This window comes from Streptomyces sp. SD31, from assembly GCF_052068475.1.
In the GTDB taxonomy this organism is placed as follows: domain Bacteria; phylum Actinomycetota; class Actinomycetes; order Streptomycetales; family Streptomycetaceae; genus Streptomyces.
In genome coordinates this window covers 70,924-94,758 of the sequence record NZ_JBQHCX010000026.1, presented here as the reverse complement: position 1 = coordinate 94,758, position 23,835 = coordinate 70,924, and the positions used below count along the sequence as shown (strand labels likewise).

The following is a 23,835-nucleotide window of genomic DNA, read 5'->3' as shown; positions in this document are numbered from 1 at the left end:
CGGTTGCCCGCCTGACATGTGCGGGACCACTGGTGACAAGAATCGCTGGAAAGTGACACCTATCGCGTGAAGTCACATCTTGCCGAAAAGGGGCCCTGATCTGGGCTTTCAGGTTTGACTCGACAGCAGAAACGTGAGAGTATTAGATACGTCGAAAGGGGGCGGGAATCCCCGATCGTCACCAGGACCCCCGGGTCCATACCGAAGAACCTCAACCGAAAGGGCACGGCATGAACCTCGCCGAGCACGAGCCGACCACCCCGGACCGCGCCGAGCGCGTCCGCCTCTCCTGGGAGCTCTACCGGGCCGCGTACCCGCACTCGGAGCCCAGCGACATGATCGCCGACCTGATGCACCTCGCCGACGTCGACGAGCACACCGGCGGGGGCGCGCACGCCGCACGCCGGGCCATCGTCGACTACATGGACGAGGGTCCGGACTGGTCCACGCCGCCGGTCTACGTCGCCCAGATGCGCCGCAAGGGCGGCGACTGGATCACCATCGGCCAGGGCGACGACACGGTCGAGCTGCGGGACGTCGCCAACCTCCTGTGGTCGCAGCTCCAGAAGCACGGCTTCCGCACCGGCGAAATCGCCCTGCATATCGACGACATCGTCCGGGGCGATGTCCTGACGGCGGAGAACGGCACCGAGTTCCAGGCCTTCAAGGTCGACGACCGCCGGGCCTGACCCGGCATCGCCCGGGGGCGGACGGGACGGGAATCCCTGTCCGCCCCACCGGGCCCAGTCCACACCGATCAACCTCAACACAGGAGGACTCTGTGCTCGCGCAGAAGAACCCGCACCAGCAGATGGACAGTCGAGACGGCTTCACCAAAGGCGACCAGGTGAAGCGCAAGGGAGGGAACGGAGACCTCCCCGCTGACGGCGTCGTCAATGGCTGGAGCACCTACGAGTACGGCCCCGCCGACCAGTGGTACTGCTGCGTCACCTGGGGCGGCCGGTACATCGGCCGGTACCAGGCGGACGAGCTGGAGCACGCCACGACTGCCAGCTGAACGCCGACGCCCCGGCGGGCGGACGGGACGGGAATCCCTGTCCGCCCGCCGGGCCCACCAACACCGAACCACCTCAACCCGGAGACCAGCCATGGACCTCACCTTCGATCTCGGCACGCGCGACGGCGCCCCGACCAAGCTCCACCCGGTCTACGACGCCCGCCGGAAGGCCTACTCCCTCCAGCTGTGGGAGCACGGCCAGCTCAGCGACGAGCACGGGCCCTTCCCGTACGCGGGCGACGTCGTCGAGACCGCCGACGACTTCCTTGCCCAGTGCGGCATCCGCCGCCTGACCGGCGCGGAGCGCACCGACCTGTACGCCCGGCTGCTCACCGCCACCGGCGATCTCTTCTACGCCCAGTGCGTGCTGATGCTCGCCGAGCCGCAGGACCAGGCAGCCATGCTCATGTACGACGAGATCGAGAAGCTCACGGCCGGTCTGCCCAAGGGTGAGGGCGGCATCGTCGCCTTCCGCATCAAGGACGGCAGCACCGACGGACGGTTTTACCCCAACGGGGAGGCCGCCAGGGCCGCCCAGGACGACCCCGAGGCCTGCACGTACATCTCCCTGCCCGCCGGACCCGGGGACTTCTGGACCGTCGACCTGTGCCTTGAGCACCTCGAACACGAGACCCACATGCGCCACGGCTGCATGGTCCTCGGCGTCCCCGTCTGCTGGCACCCGTCCCTGCCCACCCCGCAGGTCTGACCCGAGCCGCAGGCCGCCCGGCGGAGAGCGCAACCGCCCCGCCGGGCCCCCTTCCACGAACCAGGAGCACACGCATGACCACCACCCAGGCCACCCTGCCGTACCGCATCGGAGAGCCGGACATCGAGTGCCGCTACCCCGTGATCATCGGCGAGGACCGAGTCATCGGACAGGCCTACCGCTGGCACCGTGACTGGCTGGTCGTCACCACCGAGGGCGAGCACAACCTCCGCCGCCCGCCGACCGGCACCAAGGGCATCGACATGGCCGCCGCGTACCTCGCCCAGGAGTACGCCGCCGGTCGCGTCACCGCCGTCGCCCTGGAGCAGATCCGCGCCGAGGCCCCGAAGCCGCTGAACGGCCCCGTGCCCCTGCTGCACCCCCGGATGCCCGCCAGCCCGCGCAACATCAAGGGCGCCCACGTCGCGTTCGCCGGGCTGACCGAACACCGCTGGCGGGCCGTGCTCCACGGCTTCCCGGGGTCGGACAACCCCTGGTACCTCCAGTGCGAGCTGTGCCCCTGGTCCGGCGTCCGCTACTGGAGCCACCACCGCGGCCGCAACGGCAACCCGCCGTCCGCCTACCGCCACGAGGGCGGGTGCATCGGCGAGGAGAAGGTGCGCGCACTGATCCCCGCCTACCAGCAGTAGCCCCGCCTGGGGCGGCCGCCGGGACCGGAACAGCACCGGTCCCGGCGGGCCACCCAACGGCCGGCGGGAACCGCCCGGGGGCGGACGGGACGGGAATCCCCGCCCGCCCCCGGGACCCCGAGAACCCTCAACTCCCAGGAGAGACGCCCCGTATGAGCATGACCATCGCCGCTGTTGTCGCCCTCGCCTTCCTTGTGCTGTACCTCGTGCGCGTCATGGGGCGCCTCGCCCGCCGTGTCCTTGGACTGGCCCGCTGGATCGTCGTCGTGCTGGCCGTGTTCCTGGCCCTCGATCTGTCCGCCCTCACGGCGGCCGCCAACTCCGACGGCGGAGCCGACGCCCACGATGCACTCCTCGCAATCGGCGTCTGCCTGATCGGCCAGAGCCTCACCAACCTGTTCCACGCCGCCACACTGCTCGCCGCCGCCCTGTGACTTCGGACCGCCAGCCCCGATCAACCCAGCCCCAGGAGAACCCGTGGGCTTCCACCGACACGACGCTGCACGACCTCGCCCAGGAGTTCCAGGCGGCCGCCCAGTGCATCAAGACCTTCGCGGCCCAGCCGTACGCCACGGCGGGCGAGGACCAATGGACCGTCGTCTTCGCCGACTTCGGTCACGACCTGCTCGTCCTCGGGGTACTGCCCACCCCTGACGAGCAGGACGTCATGGACGAGGACCTGTTCGGCTTCCTCTTCGAGCAGTGCCTGTCGTCCTACGCGGTGACCGCCGCCGACGCGGCCGCCGCCGAGGGCATCGTCCGCAGCCACTTCAAGGCCGAGCGGGCCGACGCCGAGCCGTGGGTCGACACCTGGCTGACCGTCATGCCCGGCACGGTCATCCCCCCGCAGAACTGACCACCGCCGCCGGTAGCCCCGAGGAACCGCTGCACCGCACGCACCCCGCCTCGCCTCCCCGGAGATGAGGCGGGGTGACGCGTTTCTGACCTGCGGAATCCGGTTTGACTCCCAGCAATAGACGTGAGAGTATTAGATGCGTCGAAAGGGGGCGGGAATCCCCGATCGACACCAGACCCCCGGGTCAACACCGAAGAACCTCAACAGGAGAACTCTGTGATCACTCCAGGTCTCGACCGCCTCATTGCCGAAGGCACCGACGACAACTTCCGGCCGGTCCTGCTGGCCGACGGCCACGCGTTCAGCGTCAACATCAAGGCCGGGGAGGACTGCTGCGCGACCGCCGTCATCCTGTGGCCCGGTCTCGGCACCCCCGAGGGCGAGGGCTGGGAGAACGAGGACCCCTGGGAGAGCTTCCTGACCGGCGGCGACGCCGACGTCAGCCAGTTCCTGGACGTGCCCGTGTACGCCCTGCGCGACCTGATCGAGCAGCACGGCGGCGAAGCCCCGACCGCAGCCGACGACCCGGCGGACGCGGTCCCGGTCGCCATGCTGCGCGCGGCGGGCCTGCGCTGCGTCGAGGAGGGCTACGGCCGCGGCGGGAACTGGCAGCGCATCCGTGTACCGCTCGCCGACGGCACGGTGATCACCTTTGAGGGCATCTCCGCCCGGTACCGCGAGGTGTTCCCGGACGTCACCACCCCCTACCCCATCCGGGACCACGGCTACTGGACCGCGAGCTGGACCAAGCCCGGCAGCGGCATCCACACCACCGTCTACCACTCCGCCGGTCAGCACCGCCCGTACGTGGACGACACCGCCGCCCTCGTCGGCTCCATCGTGGAGCAGGCCCGCCGCTGCGGCGGCAGCGCGCCGGAGGAGGGCGTGGGCGACAGCGCCGAGCAGATCGCCCGCAAGGCCCTCGCCGAGTGGGGCATCACCGCGCACCTCCTGGACGAGCCGCTGCTCGACGGCGGCCGGAACACCTGGCTGGCCATCCCCCGCGACCAGAGCACGGGGGAGCTGCCCGACGAGCCGTCGCCGTACATGGTGCTCGCCCTCTACAACGACAACGACGACGAGTGGCCCATGGACCAGCGGCCGCCGGTCCGCCCCGGCGACGAGTGGCACGTGGACGTCAGCGACGGCGACGGGATCGAGAAGGGGCTGATGACCCGCCCCGTCGACGGACTCGCCGACTGCGTCGAGGTCATCGCCAACTGGCTCACCGACCCCCAGGCCAGCGCCGACGACGAGGACGACGACCACGAGGCGGCGCACGCCGGGTGCTTCCAGCCCCACCCGTCCGCCGACGGCTACGTCGACTGCGACGGGCGGCCGCTGTAGCCCCACCCGACCAGCCGACCGGGGAGGGAAACGAGACGGGAATCCTCGCTCCCTCCCCGGCCGGACGGATCCACCGATCACCCTCAACACCGGGAGAGACCCCTGTGACGAAGAACCCCAGGCCCACCCCGCCGTGCGGCACCGGGTGCGCGGCCGCCCAGCTCGAACTGTTCGCGCCGGCCGCCGCGCCGGCCGCGCCCGCCGCGGCCGCCGAATTCGATTGGGACGCCAACGACGTCGTGGTCGTCGGCGACAGTGGCGGCAAGGACAGCGGTGTCCTCGTGCACGAGGTGTGCACGCAGGCCGCCAAGGCGGGCGCCCTGCACAAGGTCCGGGTCCTGCACTGCGACCTCGGGCGTACCCCGGGCGGGAACCTGATCGAGTGGCCGGGCGCGGAAGATGTCGCCCGCAGCCACGCCGCCCTGTACGACGTCCCGTTCGTCGTCCGGCGCAGCCAGCGGTGGCCGTCCCTGTGGCACCGGATCCTGGCTCACGGCAACTTTCCCGGCTACTTCGCCCGCTTCTGCACGAGCGACATGAAGACCGCGGTCGGGCGCGACTACGTCGACGAGGTCGCCGACGAGCTCAGGCTCGGCCGCCCGATCCGGGCTGGATACGCCATGGGTATGCGGGCCGAGGAGTCCCGGGCCCGCGCGAAGAAGCCGGTCATCGAGCAGCACCGGATGACCGCGAAGACGCTGCGTCACGTCACGACCTGGCTGCCGGTCCACCACCTCAAGACGGACCAGGTCTGGAAGATCCACCGTGACCACGGCATCCCGTGGCACCCCGCCTACGAGCGGATGGGGCGGCTCAGCTGCCGGGCCTGCCCGCTGGCGAGCCGGGAGGACGCGATCGAGTCTGCCCGGATGAACCCCGGGATCTTCGCGGAGTGGGCCCAGGCTGAGGAGCGGATGGGCAAGCCGTTCAAGAAGAACCTCACCCTGAAGCGGATCATCGAACTAGCCCGGAGCTGACGCCGGGAAACCAAACGGCCCGGCGGAGCAATGCATTGGGAATCCCGCCGGGCCGCGCGGTTCGGCCACCGAGGGCCCTCAACAGACCCATAAACCGAACCGGCACCATCGTATCCACGTCCCGACCCACCAGGAGCACGCGTCATGAAGACCATCGGCGGCCGCCGCCTCGCCAACCGCGAGGAACTGATCGAGCACACCGGCTACAGCCGGGCCACGCTCAGCAACCTGTGGCGCGACCGCGCGGCCAACGGTCACCCCCAGCCGGAGATGGTCGACGGGGTCATGCACTGGGACGTCGGCGAGTGGGACGAATGGTTCGCCAAGTACAACAAGGAGCGGCGCAACCAGGACCGGCCGCAGGGCGGGCGGGTCATCGACCGCAGCGGCGACCCCGACGAGGAGCTAACGCCCGCCGAACAGGCGCGCGTCCTCGGCCTGGACGGCAGCGCCGTGCGCCACTACAAGAAGACGCCCCCTCCCGGATGGCCCGACCCGGTACGGGTCGAGCAGCTGCCCGGCGGGGGAGAGCGCGAGTACCGCACCCGGCGGCAGCTGTGGGAGTGGCACGACTCGACGCACCGGGCGGGCAAGTCCGGCCGCCCCGCCCGGACCGGGCCGGACCCGCGCGTCGACCAGGCCGCCAAGGCGCTGGCCGCACAGCCCGGCCGAAAGGCCGGCGAGGTCGCGGCCGACCTCGCCGCACAGCACGGCGGATCCGTCCACACCTGGAAGCGCATCATCACCCAGGCCCGCAAGGAGTCGGGCCAGCAGGACGGGTGAGCCGACTCAAGACGATGGCCAGCGTGGAGCTCTGAACGGGCGGGCGCTGGCCATCGGCGTGTTCAGCCCGCGGGGACTCACCCGTCCCGAACTCACCTCTTAAGAGGTGAGACGGCATCCCGCCGGGGGTTTACGTGGCAGGCGCGCTCCCGGCGAGCGGGTGATCGGTTGTGCGCGCACGAAGAGGCCGGCGGGGAGGGGAGGGGTGCCCGGCGGGGCCCGGCATCCCGTGCGGCGGGCCGGAGTTGGGCCGGTCGCCGTACTGCCGCCGCCGCGGGGCGCGCGAGCGCGAGCAGACCGGACGGCCGGGGAGGGGCTGAGGGGGAGCGGCTGCTGCCGCGCTGTGGCGGGGGCCGTCGAGCTGTTCAGCCGTGCCGCATCGTCGTGGCCGAGCGCCCGCCAGCGGGCCGGGAGCGGGTGCGCAACACTCCTAGAAAGTGGCCTCTGACCTGCGGTTTCACACTTGACCGCCATCCAAGAACGTGAGAGTATTAGATACGTCGAAAGGGGGCGGGAATCCCCGATCGGCCACCCACCGAAAAGCCTCAACGATCAAGGGACGGTCTCATGGGGGACACCCATGCCTCGAACGGCGTTCCCGCCGGCGGCGGGCTGAACCTGCTCCACGACGCCTACTCCGCCGAGCAGGAGGCGGAGGACGCGGCCGCCATCGCGCAGGCCGCCGGGCATCCCGCACTCGCCGAGTGCTGGAAGGCGGCCGCGCTGCTCACCGGCTATGCCGACGAGAACCCCGGCGACGACCAGGTCGAGCTGTGGCGGTACGAGGCCACCGAGCGGATCACGGAGTGCGCGTACGCCATCGTCGAGGGCTACGACGAGCGGGTCGAGGAACTGGCCCGCGAGGCCCGCGGCGAGCGCGCCGCCATGGCCGCGGGCCGGATCGAGGACGAGGGCCCGGTCACCGCCGAGCGGATCGCCGCCCTGGACGACGAGACCCGCCAGCTTCTGGAGTGGTACGCGGGCCCCTTCCCGATCGAGTGGCTGTTCGCCCCGGAGCGCGATACCTTCGGCCGCATCCTGCGCAAGCGGGTGATCGTCCTCTTCTACGGTCCCGGAGGCCTCTCCCTGGGCCTGCGCGACATCCTCGGCGCCGACGTCGACATCGTCGGCATCGACCTGGACGGCGGGGCCGTCGCCACCGCCACCGCCGCCGGGTTCCGCGTCATCCACGCCGACGTCACCCAGGTCAGCCCGGAGAACCCGGCACTGAGGTTCGTCAGCGGGATCGCCCTCACGCCGCCCTGCCAGGCATTCACCCCCAGCGGTCTGGGCAAGGGCCGCTACGCCGACGCCATCGACATCATCTGCCGCGTCATCTGGGAGGCGGGCGCGGCCGCCGGGTTCCTGCCCTGGGAGCACTCGCCCACCGGCTACGCCCCCCGCTCCGGCGACACCTGGGACGAAGTCCGTGCGCCCCTGGCACAGCTGGAGGACCCGCGCGCCGGGCTCATGGCGGAGGTCGTCATCTGGCCGCTGGGGATGCTCGCCCGGTGGAACGAGACGCTGGAGTGGGTCATGGTCGAGCAGTCCAGCCGACTGCCCCAGCAGATCGAGGACGGGCTTTTCGAGCAGCTGACGCAGGCCGGTTGGCACACCACGGAGGCGTTCACGCTCGACGCGGTCACCTACGGTGCCTCCCACCGCAAGCGCCGTTTCATGGCGGCCTACCGGGGCGAGGAGACGCCGTTCGTGGACGTCACTCCGGCCGAGCCGATCCCCGCCCCGACGTTCGCCGAAGTCGTCGGCTGGCCCACCGGCCGCACCTACCTGACGCGCGGTCACCGGCCCGTCGACCCGACCACCGGCCGGGCCAAGGGCGGCGGTTCGCGCAGCGCGGATCTCCCCTCCACCTGCGTCACCGCCACCGCGTACGGGTGGGCCGATTCGGAGACCGGCGAGACCATCAGCCAGGCGGACATCGGCCGTCTCGTGGGCTTCCCCGGCGACTACCCGTGGACCCACGTCGGGCGCGGCCGCGGGGTGCGCAACATGGCGCAGCAGGCGGCCGACGCGGTCTGCCCGATGGTCGCGGCCGCCGTCTTCGGACGCATCCTCGGGGACAAGGAATGGGAGGCGAAGGTCAGGGAGTACGTGCACGTGCTGTACGGCACCGCCACGGCCCAGGTGCACCGGATCGACGAGCAGTTGGGCCTGTTTCCGGAGTCGGATGCAGCCGACACCCGGGCGGCCTAGCCGCACCGAAACGAAGCCCCGGCGGACCGCACGAGATGCGGTCCGCCGGGGCATTTCTGCGGGCGCCGTCGACATGGGGAAGCCCCCAGCAGGCCGGGGCGGTGAGCGGCAGCCTGCCGGGGGCTTCGTGCATCCGCGCCCACGGGGGGTGGCGGCGGATGCGACCCAGGGGAGTGGCCTTATGCGGGCGAGCGGGAGCACCCCGCCGGGGCGATGGTGGGCGGCCGGTTCGCGGTGAGCCGGTCCAGTCGCTCGTACAGTCCGCGCAGCACCTGCGCCCGCTCCTTTATGGCGTCGATGGTCGGCTCGGCGGGGGCCTCCAGTCGGCTGGCGGCGTCCGCGAGAACGGTCTCGGTCAGCATGCGGGAGCGGCTGTTTTCGGGGAGCCAGTTGCACAGGCTCCGGACGTCGATGGCAACGAGATTCGCATGCCCGGTGAGCTGAAGTGCGATCTGCGCGCAGTCGTCCGGCGGCAGGTCCGCCGACGCGTCCAAGGCGAGCACGGTCTTAGCCAGCAGCAGGTATGGCTTGCGGTCGAGCGGCAGCCTCGCGTAGATGGCGCCGTGCGGGTCGTACGCCACTCGCGCGGTCACGATGCGGCCTCGGCGGGGGAGGTCTTCCAGCCGTCGAGGACGGCCAGTCCGTCGGCAAGTGTCTGCGGGGCGAGGCGGCCGGCGGGAATGCCGTCCAGTGACTCCGGGTCCGGCTCGACGGGGCACTCGTCCACACCGCTTTCGGTGGCCAGGTCGATCGGAGGCAGCGGGGGGCGGCTCAGCCAGGCCGCCGCCCACGATCCCGGGGACGTCGTCACGTCGGCGGGCGCCAGAACCCACGATCCGACCGGCAGAACCCGCACCCCGTCAACGTCCGTCCACAGGTTCGCCCAGCCGCGTTCCATGAGCGCGATCAGCTTGCCGTTCGCGTAGTCGGCGATGAGGCCGTAGCCGTGCTCGACGGGTACCTGCTGAGCGTCCAGTGCGGCCAGGCCCCGCTTCAGCGGGAGCACCACGATGTCGTGTCGCTGGCCGACGCGTCGCAGCCGGGACGACCACGTCGACGAGTTGTTGAGCGCGTCGAGGAGCTCGCCACTGGGAGTCGCCAGTGCGGCCCACGTCGGATGCGGGGGAGTCTTCCGGGACTTGGCCATATCGGGACGCTAGAGGCGGTACAACAGAGTCAACCCATACGATGTGTATGGGTCGTCGACTCCGATGCCCGGAGCTCCCCATGGACGATGTTTCGTTCGGCCGCCGTGTCCAGTATTGGCGCACCCGGCGGCGTATTTCCCAGCGCGAGTTCGCGTCCCTGATGAAGAAGTCTCTGCCGTGGGTCGAGGCACTGGAAGCGGGCAAGCGGCAGAAGGATCCGAACCTCTCGGTAGCACGGGCCGTCGCACTCCGTCTCGGGATTCCGCTGGAGCGGCTGATCGCCGACTCGGTAGACGCCGAGTGCGCGGGCGAGAGCGAGATCGAGGCCGTACGTGCCGCGCTCCAGCGCCACGACGTCATCACCGGAACGTGCGATGGCTCGAACACCGAACCGGTCCCCGTCGCGACCTTGCGCCGCTCCCTGGACTACTCCCGGACAGCCTTCCAGGCCGGTCATTTCCAGCAGCTCGGCAGCGACATTCCCACGCTGCTGGTGGACGCGACGCGAGCCGCCCACGGGCACGAGGGCGACGACCGGCTGACCGCGTTCGAGGTCCTCAGCCTCACCCTGGAACTGACCGAGGCGGCCGCTATCAAATGGGGAGACAGTGAGCTCGCCGTACTCGCCGGGCACCGCGCCGTCGCGGCCGCCGAGCACAGCCAGAACGCGGTCATCATGGCCAGCGCCGCGCGCCATTTAGGCGACGCGATGACGATGCACGGCCAGGCCGCGGCCGCCACCCAGTTCATCCTGGCCGCAGCCAGCCGACTCCACGATGACCTCCTGCGCAGCGGACCCGAGGGCTACTCGGTACTGGGCATGCTGTGGTTGAAGGCGGCGATGGCGGCCGCGGCCGCCGCCGAGGCCGACGACCGCCATCCCGAGCGGCACGCCCGCCGCGTCCCGGACTTCCTCGGCGAGGCCGACGAGCACGCGGACCGACTCGGCGGCGACGCCAACCACCTCTTCACCGCGTTCGGCCCCACCAACGTGGCGTTGTACCGGGTGGCCGCGCACGTCCAGCTGAGCGAGGGCGCCGACGCCGTCGCCGTGGCGGCGGGCATCCCGGCCCCTGCGTTCGACGCCCTGCCGCGCGAGCGCCGCGCGCACCTGCTCGCCGACCGGGCCCGCGCCGAGACGCAGGCCGGACTGCGCGAGGACGCCGTGACCACGCTGCTGGAGGCCGAGGAACTCGCCCCGGAGGAAGTCCGGTGCCGACCGCGCACCCGCGCCCTCGTCGAGGACCTGCGTCTGCTCGGTGTCCCGCCGTCTGTCCAGGGGCGGTTGCGTCTGCTAGCTGATCGTTGTGGACTGCCCGGGTGACCAAGACCCTGTACCTGATCTCCTGTGCCGCCCCGCCCGCCCAGCACCTGCCCGTTCCCATCCGCGCCGCCAAGGCGGCCGGGTGGAACGTGTGCGTGATCCTGACGCCGAAGGCGTTCCGGTGGGCCACGGAGGACGCCCCGGGCACCGTCGAAGAGCTGGAGAAGCTGACCGGCCACCCGGTGCGCCACGAGTACAAGCTTCCGTCGCAGCCGGATGTGCTGCCCGACGCGGACGCCATGATGGTGGCGCCGATGACCACCAACACCCTCAACAAGTGGGCGGCCGGGATCTCCGACACGCTCGCCCTCGGACTGATCACCGAGGGCATCGGGATGCGCAAGCCCATCGTCGCGTTGCCGCACTGGAACAACGCCCAGGACGCCCACCCGGCCGTGCACCGCAACGTCGCCACACTGCGGGAGGCCGGGGTCAAGGTGCTGCTCGGCGAGAGCGGGTTCGTCCCGCACCCGCCGCGCCACGGAGACGTGCACGCCTACCCGTGGCAGGCTGCCCTGGACGCACTTCCCGCCCTGCCGTAAGCACACCCGCCGGCCGTTCCAGAATTCTGGAACAGCCCACCGGGCCGCACCCGCGTAACGGCCCGGACCCCCGGCGACCCCCGGGGCGCCGACCCTTTTCCTCCCCTCCCCGCAAGGCCTCACCCCAGGTCGGGGGACGGAGAGTCAAGGGTGGAGCGCCCGCACCGCAGGCGCGTCGTGAGGCACGAGCGACGCGGCGAGGAGCGGACGTACGACCCTTGACGCGGAGGCGTCCGGCCGGACACTGGATCGGCCGGGGAGGGAAGTGACCACACACGAAGAGGGGCCCCGCAGTGCGGGGCCCCTCTTGCTGATCTGTCCCGTCAGGAGGACGGGAATCCGGCGGCCGCCACGGCGTCACCGGCGCTCTCCTGAGCCTGGGAGGGAACGGCCGGGGAGGCACTCTCCGGCGTCGCCGTCTCCGGGGCGGTCTCCGTCTTCGGAGCCGTCCTTTTCGCCGCCGCACTCCGGCCCGGACGCCGTCCCCGCGGCCGCTTGACCGGCTCTTCCACGCCGAGCTCGGCGAGCTCCGCCGGAGTCCATCCAGCCTTCTCCGCGGCCGTGTAGGCCTTGCCGTACGGCTCATTCAGGGCGGCCAGCCGTTCCTCGAACCCGGCGAGGACGGTGTCCCGCTCCTTCTGGATCGCCGCACGCTGCCCCAGGATCTCCGCCAGGGGCTTGAAGGCCTCCCCCTTGGCGGCCTGGAGCTTCTCCATCCGCTCCAAGAACTCTTCTGCACTCACCATGCGGGGAATGGTAGCCGCATGCCGCCCCAGACGGGCGGACCGGGTACCCAATAGCCGCAGGTCAGAGGTTTTCTGACCGCCACTCACACACACCGTGCGCGATAACTGACGGCAGTAGCCACCGGTAGCAAGGTAGTGCTTACTGGGCCCAGTAAGCGGAGTCCCCGGCCGAGATCCACTAGGGTGGGCTGCCGGGGATCATGGGTCCGGGCACGGACCGGCAGACGACGGGGAGGGGCTGCCGTGGCACAGCCACCAGCAGCGGACAACCAGCGACCGCGCCGCGTGCGCCGTCGCGAGCGCGAGGCCGGAGGGCCTCGCCAAACCCGCGTGAAGGTCTCCTACAACGACGATGAGCTGACGATCGTCCGTGCGGCCGCCGAACTCGACAGCACCGCGCTCGCCTCCTGGGTCGGCAGCGCAGCCTTGGCCGTCGCCAAGGAGACCGTCGTACCGGTCTCCGCCGACGCCAAGGAGGTCGTCCAGGAGGTGATACGAGCCCGCGTCCAGCTGAGCCGAATAGGCAACAACCTCAACCAGATCGCGCGCGTGCTCAACAGTGACGGGACCGTGAGCGACGCGCAGCTGAGCGCCGTACTGGGCGCAGTGGAGGCCGCAATCCGCCGCTCGGACGCGGCCACGCTTCAGCTGATGCGCGAGAGGCAACCGCGGTCGTGATCCCGGAGAAGCTCGACGAGGGTGACGACACCTACGGACTGCTGCACTACTTGTACGGTCCCGGCCGGCGGGACGAGCATGTGGACCCGCACATGGTGGCCGCGTGGGACCCGTACGTCGACGACCCTGCGCGCTCGCCGGACATGACGATCTCGGATCTCGCGCTGATCATGGATGCCCCGGTGTACGCCCTGATCGGTAAGAAGCCGAAGCTGCACGTGTACCACGTGGCTGTGCGCAATGCGCCCGAGGACCGCATCCTGTCGGACGCGGAATGGGCACGGGTCGCGTACGACTTGATGGATGCCGCCGGTATCGCCCCGCACGACAGTGAACAGGGCTGCCGGTGGGTGGCGATCCGGCACGCCGACGACCACATTCACATCGTCGCGACCAAGGCGAGGGAGGACGGTCGACAGCCAAACCTGCGCCAGGACATCGTGAAGATGCACCAGGTTGCGGCTCGGTATGAGGTGGAGTTCGGACTGCGTCAGCTGGTGCGTGGTGACAAGACTGCGCGGACGTGGGTGAAGAGCGGAGAGGTGGAGAAGGCGCAGCGGCGGGGGCTTGCAGAGTCGGCCCGCGAGACGCTCCAGCGCACGGTTCGTGAGGCGGCGGCCGCCGCCACGAGTGACGCCGACTTCTTCGCGCGGCTCGGCAACGCCGGGGTGCGGGTGCAGCAGCGGATAGCGCCGGACGGCAACATCACCGGGTACTCGGTTGCACTGCCCGGGGACCGTAATCGGAAGCAGGAGCCCGTGTGGTTTCCCGGGTCCCGTCTTGCTCCGGATCTGTCGTTGCCGCGCGTCCGTGAGCGCTGGATGGGACCGGCGTTGAAACCGGTGGTCGCGCCGGCGGGAATGTGGCGTGCGGCTGAGGATAGGGTGCGCGCGGCCGCTGGCCAGCTTGGAGCCGAAGGGCTGCATCAGGGAGCCGGAGACGTCGCCGCTCTCGGCGATTTGATCGTGGTGGCTGCCGTGATTTCTCCGCGCCTGGTGCGCGATCAGATCAGGCAGGCCGCCGCCGAGTTCGAGCGGGCCTCCCGGGCTCCCGCCGCCCGAAATCTGGAGGGTCAGGCGCGCGAGCTCTACCGCGAGTCGACACAAGTTCTGACGCAGTCTGCGACATCGGTTGGACGCAATGACGCGGCGGCCGCGCTCGGCTTTCTGCTGGCCCTGGTGATGGCCGTGGAGGCGTCCCGGCGCTGGCACGAGGCGCAGCAGCACCGGGCCCAGGCGCAGGCTGCCGGACGAGCCGGGCGACTGCTGCGTGAGGCGGTTGAGGTGACCGCCGGGGCGAGTGCGGCACGGGATTATCGGCCGCGTCCCCGTCGCACACAGACCCGGTCGGGCACCCCGCGCCGGTCGGCACCCGCAGCGGCCACGCGGCCGATGGCAGGCGTTGTCCAGGAGGCGATTCCCGAGCACGCGCGTGAAGTCCTGGCGGATCCGGCCTGGCCTGCCCTGCGCACCAGGCTGGCCGAGGTCGAGCGAACGGGCCTGGATTCGGTCGACGTACTCGCCACTGTCGCGCGCCGACGGGAGTTGACCTCTGCGGAATCGATCGCCGAAGTGCTTGTATGGCGTCTGGACGGATGGCGGCGCCAGCGGAGTTCGGCGGCGGCCGCCACCAGCACGAGCGCAGCTGCGACGCCTGCGGGCGGCACCGGGCGCACCGGTGGACCCCGCAAGACCGGGGCACCGTCGCCGACACGGCGGCCGCCCGGCGACGAGCAGCGCAAGGGCCCGAGACGGGCCCGCTAACGAGGGGAGAGCAACACCGTGACGACACCACCCACGCCGGACGAGCCGTTCATCGAGGCGGCAGGCGAGGCGGTGCAGACCGCCGTCATGGCGACGCGTCTGGTCCTGGCCATCGCGGATGCCGTACGACGGCACCAGGAGAAGAAGAGCAAGGGGAAGGAGGAGGACCTGCCGCCCGCCGACCAGGCGGTGAGCGAGACAGCCGAGAACATAAAGTCCCTGATCCCGGCGGACATCTCCGCCGCCCTGATGGGGGAGGCGGACTGGCCGCAGATGGCGCAGCAGTTGATGGCGCTGCGCAACGCGGGCGTGGACCTGGAGCAGCTGTTGCCGCGCGTCGGTGAGATCGCGGTGAGCGTGCAGGAGCAGGTCGCGGCGAACGCCGAGCGGGTGGCCAGGGAGGGCACCGGCGAGTGGGAGCGGATGCTGCGCGAGACGCTGCCGGCGGGGCCGGTGCGTGAGGCGATCCTGTCCTCTCCGACCTGGCCGGACATCGCGGCGACGATGGCCCGGCTCGACGAGCGGGGCGTGGACGTGCGGCAGATCCTCGCGTCCGCGCACGAGGAGGGCATCGGGGTCGACCAGGCGGTGGCGAAGGTGCTGCGCGCGGACGCGGTGCCCGCGGTGAGCGACGACGCGCGGCTGTCGTACGGGCCGCTGACAACCGGGCTGAGCATCCCCCGGGATCTCGATCTGGCGAACCGGGAGCGGGCGCTGAAGCAGCTCGCCATATCGCCGCAGGAGAACGAGCGGTACGCGCGGTGGGTGCGCGAGGTGATGCCCGGGCGCGAGCGCGATGCCGCCCTGTTGGTGAACCACCGTCAGTGGCCGTTGGTGGCCGCCCGGATGGCCCAGATGGAGAGCGAGGGCAGGCCGGTGCGCGAGCACCTGGCGAAGCTGGGGAAAGACCTCTCTTGGGAGAAGGGGCCGGGCCCGCAGCTCGGCTCACGGCTGGTACAGGCCGCCAACGACGCGCTGCGCAAGCCGCTGGGCGAGGAGGTGAAGGAGTCGCGGGTGATGGTCAACACCACGGCTGCGAGGTCAGCTTCGACGAGCGTGGACCCTACTAAGGTGCAGGCGAAGAGCGGGGCGCCTGCCGAGGCCGGGGTCACCGCGCACCGGCAGACCGGGCCCGCCCCGAAGAAGACCAACACCAAGTAGTCCGCCGCCGAAATACGCGCGTGCCGCAGGCCCTGTTTTCGGGTCTGCGGCACGCGGGTTTCGGAGCCTGGAACGGTTGTAGGTTCCGATCTGATCTGTCGTCCCGCGCCGCGATGACCAGCGGCTTCGCGGGAGTGTATGGACAACTTGTCGGTGGATTCGTCCGGCTGATCTGTCGGATTCTTCGACCTGGGCGGTCTGTTGAGGAGTGACCGACAGATCGTCTGGACGGTCAACCTGCGGTTTTCGACTCCGCACCGACACGTCGATGACAGATGGGCCGGACACCGACAAAATGGATCGGAACCTACAACGGTCAGGGGCGAGTGGCGCCGTAGTAGTCGGATTCCGGCATGGCCGAGATGAGGGAGACGACCTCCACCTTGCGCCCCGTGCGCGGCGCATGGATCACGTTGCCATCGCCCGCGTACATGGCGACGTGATAGATCGAGCCGCTTCCGCCGTGGCTCCAGAACAGCAGGTCGCCGACCTTCAGATCCTTGCGGGAGACGGGCTTGTCGCTGGTCGCGCCGTACTGTGCGGAGGCTACGCGGGGCAGGTGGAGCGAGGGCCAGTAGGAGTACTGCACGAGCGAGGAACAGTCAAAGCCCATGGTACTGCTGGCGACACACTTGCCGCCCAGGTAGCCGTTGGTCCCGTCGCAGAATCCGGTGCCCGGTCCGTTCGGTCCACCGCCGCCCCAGGCGTACGGCCTGCCGAGCTGGGTGGAGGCTCGGCGTACGGCGTCCGGTCCGTCACCGGAGCCGGAGACTTGCAGCAGTCCCGGGCCCTGGAACTTCGACATCGTCGACAGGATGATCTGCACGTAGTTGTAGGTCTCGCCGTGCGCGAAGCTCTTCGGTGGGACGCCTCGGAACCTTTGGATGGCGCCCCATCCGGCGTTGTATCCGGCGAGGGCGAGCGCGCGTGGGTCGCCGCCGTAGCCGGAGGACTTGGCCTGCTTGAGCAGGGAGCACATCATGCGGCCCTGCGCCATGACGGCGTCGCCGATGTCCCACGGGCTCGCCTCGCCGTTGCCGTCGGAGTCGCGCCCCCAGGTGGCCCAGGTGCCGGGCATGAATTGGGCGGGGCCCTGGGCGCCGGCGTCGGAGGTGGCGTCCTCTTCGCTGGTCTTGAACTTCGACTCTTGGTAGAGCTGGGCGGCGAGCAGGGCTGGGGTCATCTCCGGCTGCTTGCACTCCTTGTCGGCCTTGAGGATCCAGGGCCGGAACTCGGCGGGGACGCCGCGCAGGCCTCCGCCGCCGTCGGATATTTCGGTGGCGTCGGCGTCGTCTTCGTCGACGAGCACGATGGCCACGATGGCGAGGACGGCCGCCATGAATGCGGCTATGACCCCAAGGGCGGCTCGGACGAGCACCTTCACGCGCTATCCCCCCGTGCGTGCTTCCTTCTTTGCTGTCGTGTCTGTGCTGTGACTTCTGCCGTACTAGATCACGAGATGCTTTTTGCCGGGCGCGCATTGAGCCCGGGGCCGGGCCGTCCGCAGCGGTCGACGCGGTGGCTGGCGATGCCGGTCGCACCGGGCGTGACCTGGGAGGACCACGCAGGGCCGGGGCGGCCGCCGCCGCCCGCCGATGCCCGGGGCGGTGGTGCACCTCACGCCGGGTCACAGGCCGCCCCGGTGGGGCTATTTCGCGTGGCGAAATGCCTGGTGGCGCGGGGTGTGCCGACAGTGCGAAACACAGCTCAGGTTTGACACTGGGGCACGTTAGCCTCAGTAGTCCCACAGGCCCAAGATCGTGGGCGGACAACGCAGGCAGACAGGGGGGAGTTGCGGCGTGATCACCCAATCCATGACATCAACACCCGGGGGCGGTGCGCCGGTTGCGCTCCGGTACGCGCTGATCACGGTGCAGGGCTACGGCATTGCGGAGGCGACGGTGTGCCGGATGCTCGACCCCGAGGGTCGTGGCCGGGCCCGTGTCCTGGCGGTCGGCGAGTACGTCCCCTACGGGTCGCAGCCGGTGCTGCTGGCGCAGACGACGGTGTGGGGCGCCAAGTGCGTGGAGGAGATGCTGCGCAGCTGGTCCCTGCCGAGGCCGTGGCTGGTGCTGATCTCGGATGCCCCGGCCAAACCCGCGGCGGCCGCCCGGTACCGGTTCCGCGCCCTGGAGGGCCGGTTGGCGGGGACCGCGACCGTGCCGTACCTGCCGATTCTGCGCGCGGTCGAGGGGGCCGATGAGGCCCTGGAGCACAAGGACGTACAGGTCGCGGCAGAGAGGCTGCGGCGCACGATGGAAGGAAAGAAGCGATGATCAGCGTTGCTGCGGAGTGGGTCACGCAGGCCGCCCTCATACCCGGCGCGAAGCCGACGAAGATCCCTGGGATGGACGAAACCGTCTCCCAGATCTTCGGCTACGGCCTGTGGCTGCTGGTGCTGGCCGGCGTCGGGGGCACCGGCTTCGGCGTCTACAAGCTCGCGGTCGCGGACAAATCGCGGCACGGTGGCGGCAGCGAGCCGTTCAAGTGGATGGGGGGAGGGATTGCGGCCATCTTGCTGGCCGGGTCCCTGATCACGATCCTCAACGGCATCGCGGGCGGCTGACGTGGCGTCGCGAACGAGGGGAACGTGGAACACCAAGGGCGTATGGGCCACGGGCATCGCGGCCGGGCTTGTGATCGCCCTGACCGGCTATGTGATGTTCAGCGGGGACGACGGCGGCAACGAGCAGGGCAAGGGCGGGGCGAACCCGAGCGCGTCCGGCTCGGCCAGCCCCACCGCGACGTACCAGGCGCCGGAGGACTGGACGGAGCCGGAGCGGTGGGCGGCGCTTCCGCGGGGGGAGCGCACCAACAGCCGCGGCAGTCAGGTCGGATTCGTGCACACCACCGAGGGGGCCGTGGCGATGATGGCGGCCGCCAACACCACCGCCGTCGAGGCCGACAAGTCCAACGTCGACGAGCAACTGCGCATCTACTACAGCTACGTCGCCAAGGTGGACCAGTCCAAGGACAACGCCGAGCAGATCGAGCTCCAGGCCATCCAGACCGACAAGAGCCTGCACAAGCAGATGGGCGTGAGCCCGGACCAGCCGCTGCCGTCCGGCGCGTACGTCCGCAGCACCGTGGTGGGCTACAGGGTCATCAAGGAGTCGGCGGACGAGGTGTCCGTGTGGCTGCTGTCCCGGGTCGTGCAGAAGGACGGTGAGACGGCCAAGGAGGCCGGGTCCTACACCCGCGTCGTGAACGGCGCGACATGGGAGGACGGTGACTGGAAGCTGTCCGGCGCGGCCACTCAGCGCGCCCTGAGCGCGGCCCAGAGCCAGACGCAGCCGAAGATGGTTGCCCCCGGTGACGCTGCCTTCAACTCCGCCGGATGGACGGCGATACGGGAGGCGTCATGAGGCGCCGACTGGCGGCCATACTCCTCGCCCTGGTCGCCCTGTTTGGGTTCTCGGTGGTGTCCACGCCGCAGCCCGCGCGCGCGGACGGGGTGATCAGCGATGTCATCGAGGGCGGCTGCCGACTCGCCACGGGCCCGGTCCTCGGCACGATCCTCGGCGGGAACCGGCCGGGCGGCAACCCGGTCAGCGGTGTCGGCGGCCTCACGGGCAGCGGACTGTGCGACAAGGTCGGCGACGTCGGCGAGAAGGCAGTCAAGGAGGCATGGAAGGCGGTCTGGGAATCCGTCCTCGGCGACGTCATCAACTCGGCCGCCGACGTCGTGAAGTGGGTGATCAAAAAGGTCCTCACCGTGGCCTTGCTGGGGCCATCGGTCGACCTGGAGGGCACCGGTCTGTGGGGCGGCAAGGCCACGCTGGCGGGCATGCTCGTCTGGCTCGGTCTGGTGATCGCTGCCTTCGGCATGATGTGGCAGCTCGGCAAGATGGCCCTCACCGGGCAGGTCAAGCACGCCGGGAGAGCGATGGCGGGATGGGTGGAGAACACCTTCCTGTCCGCCCTGGGTGTGAGCATGTTCGCGCTGGCACTGGCGGCCGGAGATGCCCTGACGGCCGGGATGGTCGATGCGACCTTCAACGACGACGGCAAGGCCTACGAGACGATCGTCGCGGTGATGGTGCCCGCCGCCATCTCCAACCCCATCACGATGTTGTGCATCGTCGCGGTACTGCTGCTGATCGGCTTCATCCAGCTTGTGCTCGTGTTCATGCGGCAGTCCGCCGTCCCCCTGATCTGTCTGCTGCTGCCGGTGGCCGGCGGGGGCCGCGCGGGCGGTGACGCCACCCGCCAGTGGGCACCCAAGCTGATCACGAGCGGACTCGTGATCGTGGCCTACAAGCCGATGCTGGGGTTCATCATCTGCGTCGGTTTCGCCGAGTTCGGGCACTCCCAGACCTTGGCGGAGTGGCTGCGCGGCTGCGCCACCCTGGTCCTGGGGATCCTGGCGCCCGGCCCGCTCACCCGGATATTCGCCCCGTTCGGCGCGGCGGTCGGGGGCGGGTTGGCCTCCGGCGGTATGAGCGCCGCGCTGTCCGCTGCCGCCTCGTACTTCGGCGGCAAGGGCAAGGGCGGTGACGGCGGGGACAGCAGCGACGGCGGTGCGGAGCCCGCCAGCGCCGTGGACCACGCCCGCTACGTCGAGCAGTCCATGGGCAACCAGGGCGGGCAGGGCGACGGCGAGAGCGGCAGCCAGGGCGGCGACGCGCAGGCCCAGGCCGCCCGGAACGAGGCGGGCAGGACCGGCCCGGCCGCCGAAGGCGAGGGGGTCGGCCCCTCGGGCGCGACGAACACCGCGGCCGCCGGGACGAACGGCATCCAGGCCACAAGCGCCGCAGGCACCGGCGGAGCGGCCGGAGCGGCTGGGGCCGCCGGTATCGGAATCCAGGTCCTGGACGGGGTCAACGACGCAGTCCAGGGTGCGAGCAGCACAATCGGGAACGGGGGGAACTCAAGTTGAGCACCCATGAAGTCCCCAAGACCCTGATGGTCTCCGGGTTCCGCGCCCGCCGCAGTTTCGGCTTTGGCGGGTTGTCCAAGGGCGCCACGATGGTCGCGGCCGCGGTGCTCGTCGCGGACGGACTGATCGCTGTCCAGGCGCCCGCCACGCTGCTGGTCACTCTCCCGGTGACGGCTGCGGTGCTCTCGCTGGCCGCCGCCCGTCGGCACGGCATGTCCGCGCTGGCCTACTACTGGGCCAAGCTGTCGTGGCGGAGGGCAGCCCGGGTGGATGCCACCTCCTACCGGCGGGTGCTGCTGCCGCAGCCGTACGCGCTGGACCTGCCCGGGGTGGGTGCCTCCTCCACCCTGATCAAGGCCCATGACCCGACGAGCGGCAAGGCCGTCGGTGTCGTGCATGACCGGCAGACCGGCTACATGACCATCACCACCCTGCTGTCCCCGGGCGGCAGCCTGATGGCGCCCACCGGCACGGTGCAGTCCAACCTGCGCACGTGGGCGGCCGTGCTGGACGCGATGAGCACGGACGAGCAGGTCAAGGGCGCGAGGGTGACGATCCAGATCACCCCCGGGGCGGGGGAGGCCCTCGGCGACGACGTGAAGGAGCGCAAGCACCCGGGCGCCCCGAAGCTGGCCAAACAGATCATCGACGAACTGGTGCGGACCACCCCGCACGCGACCGCCAGCGTGGCGCCGTGGATGTCCGTCACGGTCGATCCGAACGCCACCGCGAACCCGCCGAGCGACCTGGCCGAGAAGGTCGCGGAGGCGCTGAAGGTCGTGGACTCGTTGGACCTGTCCGGCACCGGCACCGACATCGAGCGCCGCGCCAACGACGTCGACCTGCGCCGCCTGGTCCGGGCCGCCTATGACCCGGACGTCTTCAACGCCCGCGACGCGGAGTTCGCCGAGCTGAGCTGGGCGGAGTGCGGGCCGCAGGCGGCCGACGACAACATGGAGGAGTACGCGCACGACGGCGGGGTGTCCATCTCGTGGGTGCTGCGCGAGATGCCGCGCCGTCCCATCGCCTACAGCGTGTTGCTGCCGCTGCTGGCGCCCGGCCGGTTTCAGCGGCGCATCACTCTGGCGTACCGGGTGCTGGACCCGTACGAGGGCGAGGCGGTGCTGGAGCGGGAGATCAGCCACGCCCACCAGCGGGCGCAGGCCACCGCCGAGGTCAAGGGCCGCGCGAAGTACAGCCAGAGGGCCGACGCCGCGCGAGCGGAGGCGGCCGCCGCCCAGGTGGCCGGCGGCTCCCAGGTCGCGGACTGGACGCTGATGGTGACCGGTACTGCCCGCAGCACCGCCGATCTGCCCGCCCTGAAGCAGGAGTTGGAGCGTGCGGTGAAGGCGACGCGCGGCATCCGGATGCGCCCCGCGTTCGGTGCGCAGGCCGCGGTGTTCGCGGCCGGGCTGCCGTTGGGCTACAACCCGTTGGTGAGGGACTGACCGATGGCACGCAAGTCCAAGCCGCAGCCGGTGACCACGCCCAAGCGGGTGACCCGTCCGGTCGAGCAGGCCCCGACGCGCGAGGAACGCAAAGAGGAGAGGCGGCTGCGGAGCCGCTTTGCCCCCCGCCTCGGGTGGGGCGGCCGGTTCGGCGGCCGGGTGCCCGTCGAGGACGCGGGCACCGTCTACACCGGCCCGACCAGCCAGGCCGCCGGGATCTATCCGTTCCTGCTCGGCTCCGGCCTGCCGCCGCGCGGGGTGCCGGTCGGGCGGGACGTACTCACCGGCGAGCTGGTGTGTGTCGACCCGTCCGGCTGGACCGGCAAGCTGACCACCAACCCCGGCGTGTGGGTCATGTCCCAGCCGGGTGCGGGCAAGTCCGCCCTGGTCAAAAGGATTTGCCTGGTCTACTCGGCGTACGGCCACATGGTGTGTGTGCCGGGTGACGTCAAGGGGGAGTACAGCACGCTGATCGCCGAGCTCGGCGGCAGCGTGGTGCGCATCGGTGACGGCATCGGCCGTATCAACCCCCTGGACAGCGGGCCGCTCAAGGGACGTGTCCAGGCGCTGCCCGGTGAACAGCGTGAGGCCCTGCTCGATGTCCTCAACGGGCGCCGCCTGGAGACGTTGGTTGCGCTGTTGTCCACCAAGCACGGCCTTGGCCGGACCCCGGACGAGATCGAGCGCAGCGCACTCGACACCGCCGTCCAGGTCGCCTCCGCCGCGCAGGCCTCCGGCAGCGACCCGATCGTCAAGGACGTGGTCGACGTCCTGCGGGACGCCCCGGAGGAACTGCGGCGCAAGCTGGCCGCCGAGGGCGAGCGCTACCAGGACCTGACCCGCAGCGTGATCGCCGGACTCGACAACTTGATCGGCGGCCCGCTCAAGGGCCTGTTCGACGGCCCCACCACCGTGCCGCTCGACATCAACGCGCCCGCGGTCTCCGTCGACATCTCCGCCCTGCGGGCGCGCGGCAACGATGTGGTCTCCGCCGGGATGATCGCCACCTGGGCGTACACCTACTCCAGCATCGACTCGGCCCGCAGCATCGGGCTGATGGACCGCAAGCTGGTGCTGCCCATGGACGAGATGTGGCGGGCGCTGCGCTCCGGCCCCGGTCTGGTCGACGCCATGGACGCGATCTCCCGGCTCAACAGGACGACCGACGACGTCACGATCTACGTCACGCACAGCCTGCTGGACGTCGAGGCGCTGCCGACGGAGGTGGACCGGGCGAAGGCCAGGGGCCTGATGGACCGCTGCGACACGTGGGTGATCGGCGCGTCCACCGAGGAAGAGCTCACCCGCGTCACCGGCAAGCGCAGCCTGACCGAGCAGGAGCGCATGATGATCGGCTCGTGGTCGTCGGCGACGAGCACCGGGCTCGATATCGATCCCACCTACGACGAGGACGCGGGAGCCAGGCCGGACGACGAGGGCGCCCGCCACCCGGGCCGCGGCAAGTACCTGATCAAGATCGGGACGAGGCCCGGCATCGCGGCCGCGCTCGAGCTCACCGCAACCGAACAGCGGTTGTACAAGACGGACAACAACCGGCGCCGGCCGGTGACCACGGGGGTGGCCAACTGATG

25 protein-coding genes are annotated in these 23,835 nt (G+C 70.6%); 21 read left to right on the top strand and 4 right to left on the bottom strand.

The window, feature by feature from the left end; genetic code table 11:
- Window positions 1–230 precede the first annotated feature (230 nt).
- The 10 genes from ACTMVF_RS40080 (at window position 231) to ACTMVF_RS40035 (ending at window position 8,554) form a co-directional block, all read left to right on the top strand.
- Window positions 231–689, top strand: coding sequence for a hypothetical protein (locus ACTMVF_RS40080; RefSeq protein WP_441276031.1), 459 nt, complete (start codon window positions 231–233; stop codon window positions 687–689).
- A gap of 92 nt (window positions 690–781) precedes the next feature.
- Window positions 782–1,018, top strand: coding sequence for a hypothetical protein (locus ACTMVF_RS40075; protein ID WP_441276030.1), 237 nt, complete (start codon window positions 782–784; stop codon window positions 1,016–1,018).
- Between the two features lie 91 nt (window positions 1,019–1,109).
- The gene (locus tag ACTMVF_RS40070) at window positions 1,110–1,727 is read left to right on the top strand and encodes a hypothetical protein (RefSeq protein ID WP_441276029.1); all 618 of its coding nucleotides are present in this window, start codon (window positions 1,110–1,112) and stop codon (window positions 1,725–1,727) included.
- 74 nt (window positions 1,728–1,801) lie between these two features.
- Window positions 1,802–2,377, top strand: coding sequence for a hypothetical protein (locus ACTMVF_RS40065; RefSeq protein WP_441276028.1), 576 nt, complete (start codon window positions 1,802–1,804; stop codon window positions 2,375–2,377).
- Window positions 2,378–2,529: 152 nt separating this feature from the next.
- Window positions 2,530–2,811, top strand: coding sequence for a hypothetical protein (locus ACTMVF_RS40060; RefSeq protein WP_441276027.1), 282 nt, complete (start codon window positions 2,530–2,532; stop codon window positions 2,809–2,811).
- Complete coding sequence (locus tag ACTMVF_RS40055) at window positions 2,808–3,233, top strand: hypothetical protein (RefSeq protein WP_441276026.1); 426 nt, start codon at window positions 2,808–2,810, stop codon at window positions 3,231–3,233. Before ACTMVF_RS40060 ends, ACTMVF_RS40055 begins: the two co-directional genes overlap by 4 nt.
- Before the next feature lie 216 nt (window positions 3,234–3,449).
- A complete protein-coding gene (locus ACTMVF_RS40050; RefSeq protein ID WP_441276025.1) occupies window positions 3,450–4,580 on the top strand; it encodes a hypothetical protein in 1,131 nt (376 codons plus the stop codon).
- Between the two features lie 104 nt (window positions 4,581–4,684).
- On the top strand, window positions 4,685–5,557 hold the full coding sequence (locus ACTMVF_RS40045) for a phosphoadenosine phosphosulfate reductase domain-containing protein (RefSeq protein WP_441276024.1): 873 nt from the start codon (window positions 4,685–4,687) through the stop codon (window positions 5,555–5,557).
- 144 nt (window positions 5,558–5,701) lie between these two features.
- Window positions 5,702–6,340: a hypothetical protein gene (locus ACTMVF_RS40040; RefSeq protein WP_441276023.1), complete on the top strand. Its 639-nt coding sequence runs from the start codon at window positions 5,702–5,704 to the stop codon at window positions 6,338–6,340.
- Window positions 6,341–6,907: 567 nt separating this feature from the next.
- On the top strand, window positions 6,908–8,554 hold the full coding sequence (locus ACTMVF_RS40035) for a hypothetical protein (RefSeq protein WP_441276022.1): 1,647 nt from the start codon (window positions 6,908–6,910) through the stop codon (window positions 8,552–8,554).
- A gap of 179 nt (window positions 8,555–8,733) precedes the next feature.
- Here the strand turns inward: ACTMVF_RS40035 and ACTMVF_RS40030 are convergent, their stop codons facing one another.
- The gene (locus ACTMVF_RS40030; protein WP_441276021.1) at window positions 8,734–9,147 is read right to left on the bottom strand and encodes a restriction endonuclease; all 414 of its coding nucleotides are present in this window, start codon (window positions 9,145–9,147) and stop codon (window positions 8,734–8,736) included.
- Window positions 9,144–9,701 carry a hypothetical protein gene (locus ACTMVF_RS40025; protein ID WP_441276020.1) on the bottom strand — a complete coding sequence of 186 codons (558 nt, stop codon included), beginning with the start codon at window positions 9,699–9,701 and terminating at the stop codon, window positions 9,144–9,146. Before ACTMVF_RS40025 ends, ACTMVF_RS40030 begins: the two co-directional genes overlap by 4 nt.
- Before the next feature lie 80 nt (window positions 9,702–9,781).
- On the opposite strand from ACTMVF_RS40025, the gene ACTMVF_RS40020 reads away from it, so the two are divergent.
- Window positions 9,782–11,026 (top strand): helix-turn-helix domain-containing protein, encoded by a 1,245-nt coding sequence (locus ACTMVF_RS40020; RefSeq protein WP_441276019.1) that lies wholly within the window; start codon window positions 9,782–9,784, stop codon window positions 11,024–11,026.
- The gene (locus tag ACTMVF_RS40015) at window positions 11,023–11,568 is read left to right on the top strand and encodes a flavoprotein (RefSeq protein WP_441276018.1); all 546 of its coding nucleotides are present in this window, start codon (window positions 11,023–11,025) and stop codon (window positions 11,566–11,568) included. The genes ACTMVF_RS40020 and ACTMVF_RS40015 overlap by 4 nt, the downstream gene beginning before the upstream one ends.
- A 323-nt stretch (window positions 11,569–11,891) precedes the next feature.
- Here ACTMVF_RS40015 and ACTMVF_RS40010 read toward each other — a convergent pair whose 3' ends face one another.
- The gene (locus ACTMVF_RS40010; RefSeq protein ID WP_441276017.1) at window positions 11,892–12,314 is read right to left on the bottom strand and encodes a hypothetical protein; all 423 of its coding nucleotides are present in this window, start codon (window positions 12,312–12,314) and stop codon (window positions 11,892–11,894) included.
- A 243-nt stretch (window positions 12,315–12,557) separates the two neighbouring features.
- Here ACTMVF_RS40010 and mobC point away from each other — a divergent pair, with 243 nt between their 5' ends.
- From mobC to ACTMVF_RS39995, 3 genes are read left to right on the top strand one after another with little or no spacing between them, the layout of a single operon-like run.
- On the top strand, window positions 12,558–12,992 hold the full coding sequence (mobC, locus tag ACTMVF_RS40005; RefSeq protein ID WP_441276016.1) for a plasmid mobilization relaxosome protein MobC: 435 nt from the start codon (window positions 12,558–12,560) through the stop codon (window positions 12,990–12,992).
- Window positions 12,989–14,755: a relaxase/mobilization nuclease domain-containing protein gene (locus ACTMVF_RS40000; protein WP_441276015.1), complete on the top strand. Its 1,767-nt coding sequence runs from the start codon at window positions 12,989–12,991 to the stop codon at window positions 14,753–14,755. The genes mobC and ACTMVF_RS40000 overlap by 4 nt, the downstream gene beginning before the upstream one ends.
- An 18-nt stretch (window positions 14,756–14,773) precedes the next feature.
- Window positions 14,774–15,916 (top strand): hypothetical protein, encoded by a 1,143-nt coding sequence (locus tag ACTMVF_RS39995; RefSeq protein WP_441276014.1) that lies wholly within the window; start codon window positions 14,774–14,776, stop codon window positions 15,914–15,916.
- Between the two features lie 316 nt (window positions 15,917–16,232).
- Here the strand turns inward: ACTMVF_RS39995 and ACTMVF_RS39990 are convergent, their stop codons facing one another.
- Window positions 16,233–17,300: a C40 family peptidase gene (locus ACTMVF_RS39990; protein ID WP_441276013.1), complete on the bottom strand. Its 1,068-nt coding sequence runs from the start codon at window positions 17,298–17,300 to the stop codon at window positions 16,233–16,235.
- 430 nt (window positions 17,301–17,730) lie between these two features.
- Between ACTMVF_RS39990 and ACTMVF_RS39985 the strand changes: the two genes are divergently transcribed.
- The 6 genes from ACTMVF_RS39985 to ACTMVF_RS39960 are packed head-to-tail and all read left to right on the top strand — an operon-like array spanning window position 17,731 to window position 23,833.
- Window positions 17,731–18,192, top strand: a complete 462-nt coding sequence (locus tag ACTMVF_RS39985; protein WP_441276012.1) for a hypothetical protein — start codon at window positions 17,731–17,733, stop codon at window positions 18,190–18,192.
- Window positions 18,189–18,482 carry a hypothetical protein gene (locus ACTMVF_RS39980; protein WP_441276011.1) on the top strand — a complete coding sequence of 98 codons (294 nt, stop codon included), beginning with the start codon at window positions 18,189–18,191 and terminating at the stop codon, window positions 18,480–18,482. The genes ACTMVF_RS39985 and ACTMVF_RS39980 overlap by 4 nt, the downstream gene beginning before the upstream one ends.
- A 1-nt stretch (window position 18,483) precedes the next feature.
- Window positions 18,484–19,281: a hypothetical protein gene (locus ACTMVF_RS39975; protein WP_441276010.1), complete on the top strand. Its 798-nt coding sequence runs from the start codon at window positions 18,484–18,486 to the stop codon at window positions 19,279–19,281.
- Window positions 19,278–20,795 carry a hypothetical protein gene (locus ACTMVF_RS39970; RefSeq protein WP_441276009.1) on the top strand — a complete coding sequence of 506 codons (1,518 nt, stop codon included), beginning with the start codon at window positions 19,278–19,280 and terminating at the stop codon, window positions 20,793–20,795. Before ACTMVF_RS39975 ends, ACTMVF_RS39970 begins: the two co-directional genes overlap by 4 nt.
- On the top strand, window positions 20,792–22,243 hold the full coding sequence (locus ACTMVF_RS39965; protein ID WP_441276008.1) for an SCO6880 family protein: 1,452 nt from the start codon (window positions 20,792–20,794) through the stop codon (window positions 22,241–22,243). The genes ACTMVF_RS39970 and ACTMVF_RS39965 overlap by 4 nt, the downstream gene beginning before the upstream one ends.
- A gap of 3 nt (window positions 22,244–22,246) precedes the next feature.
- Window positions 22,247–23,833, top strand: a complete 1,587-nt coding sequence (locus ACTMVF_RS39960) for an ATP-binding protein (RefSeq protein ID WP_441276007.1) — start codon at window positions 22,247–22,249, stop codon at window positions 23,831–23,833.
- The last annotated feature ends 2 nt before the right edge of the window (window positions 23,834–23,835 follow it).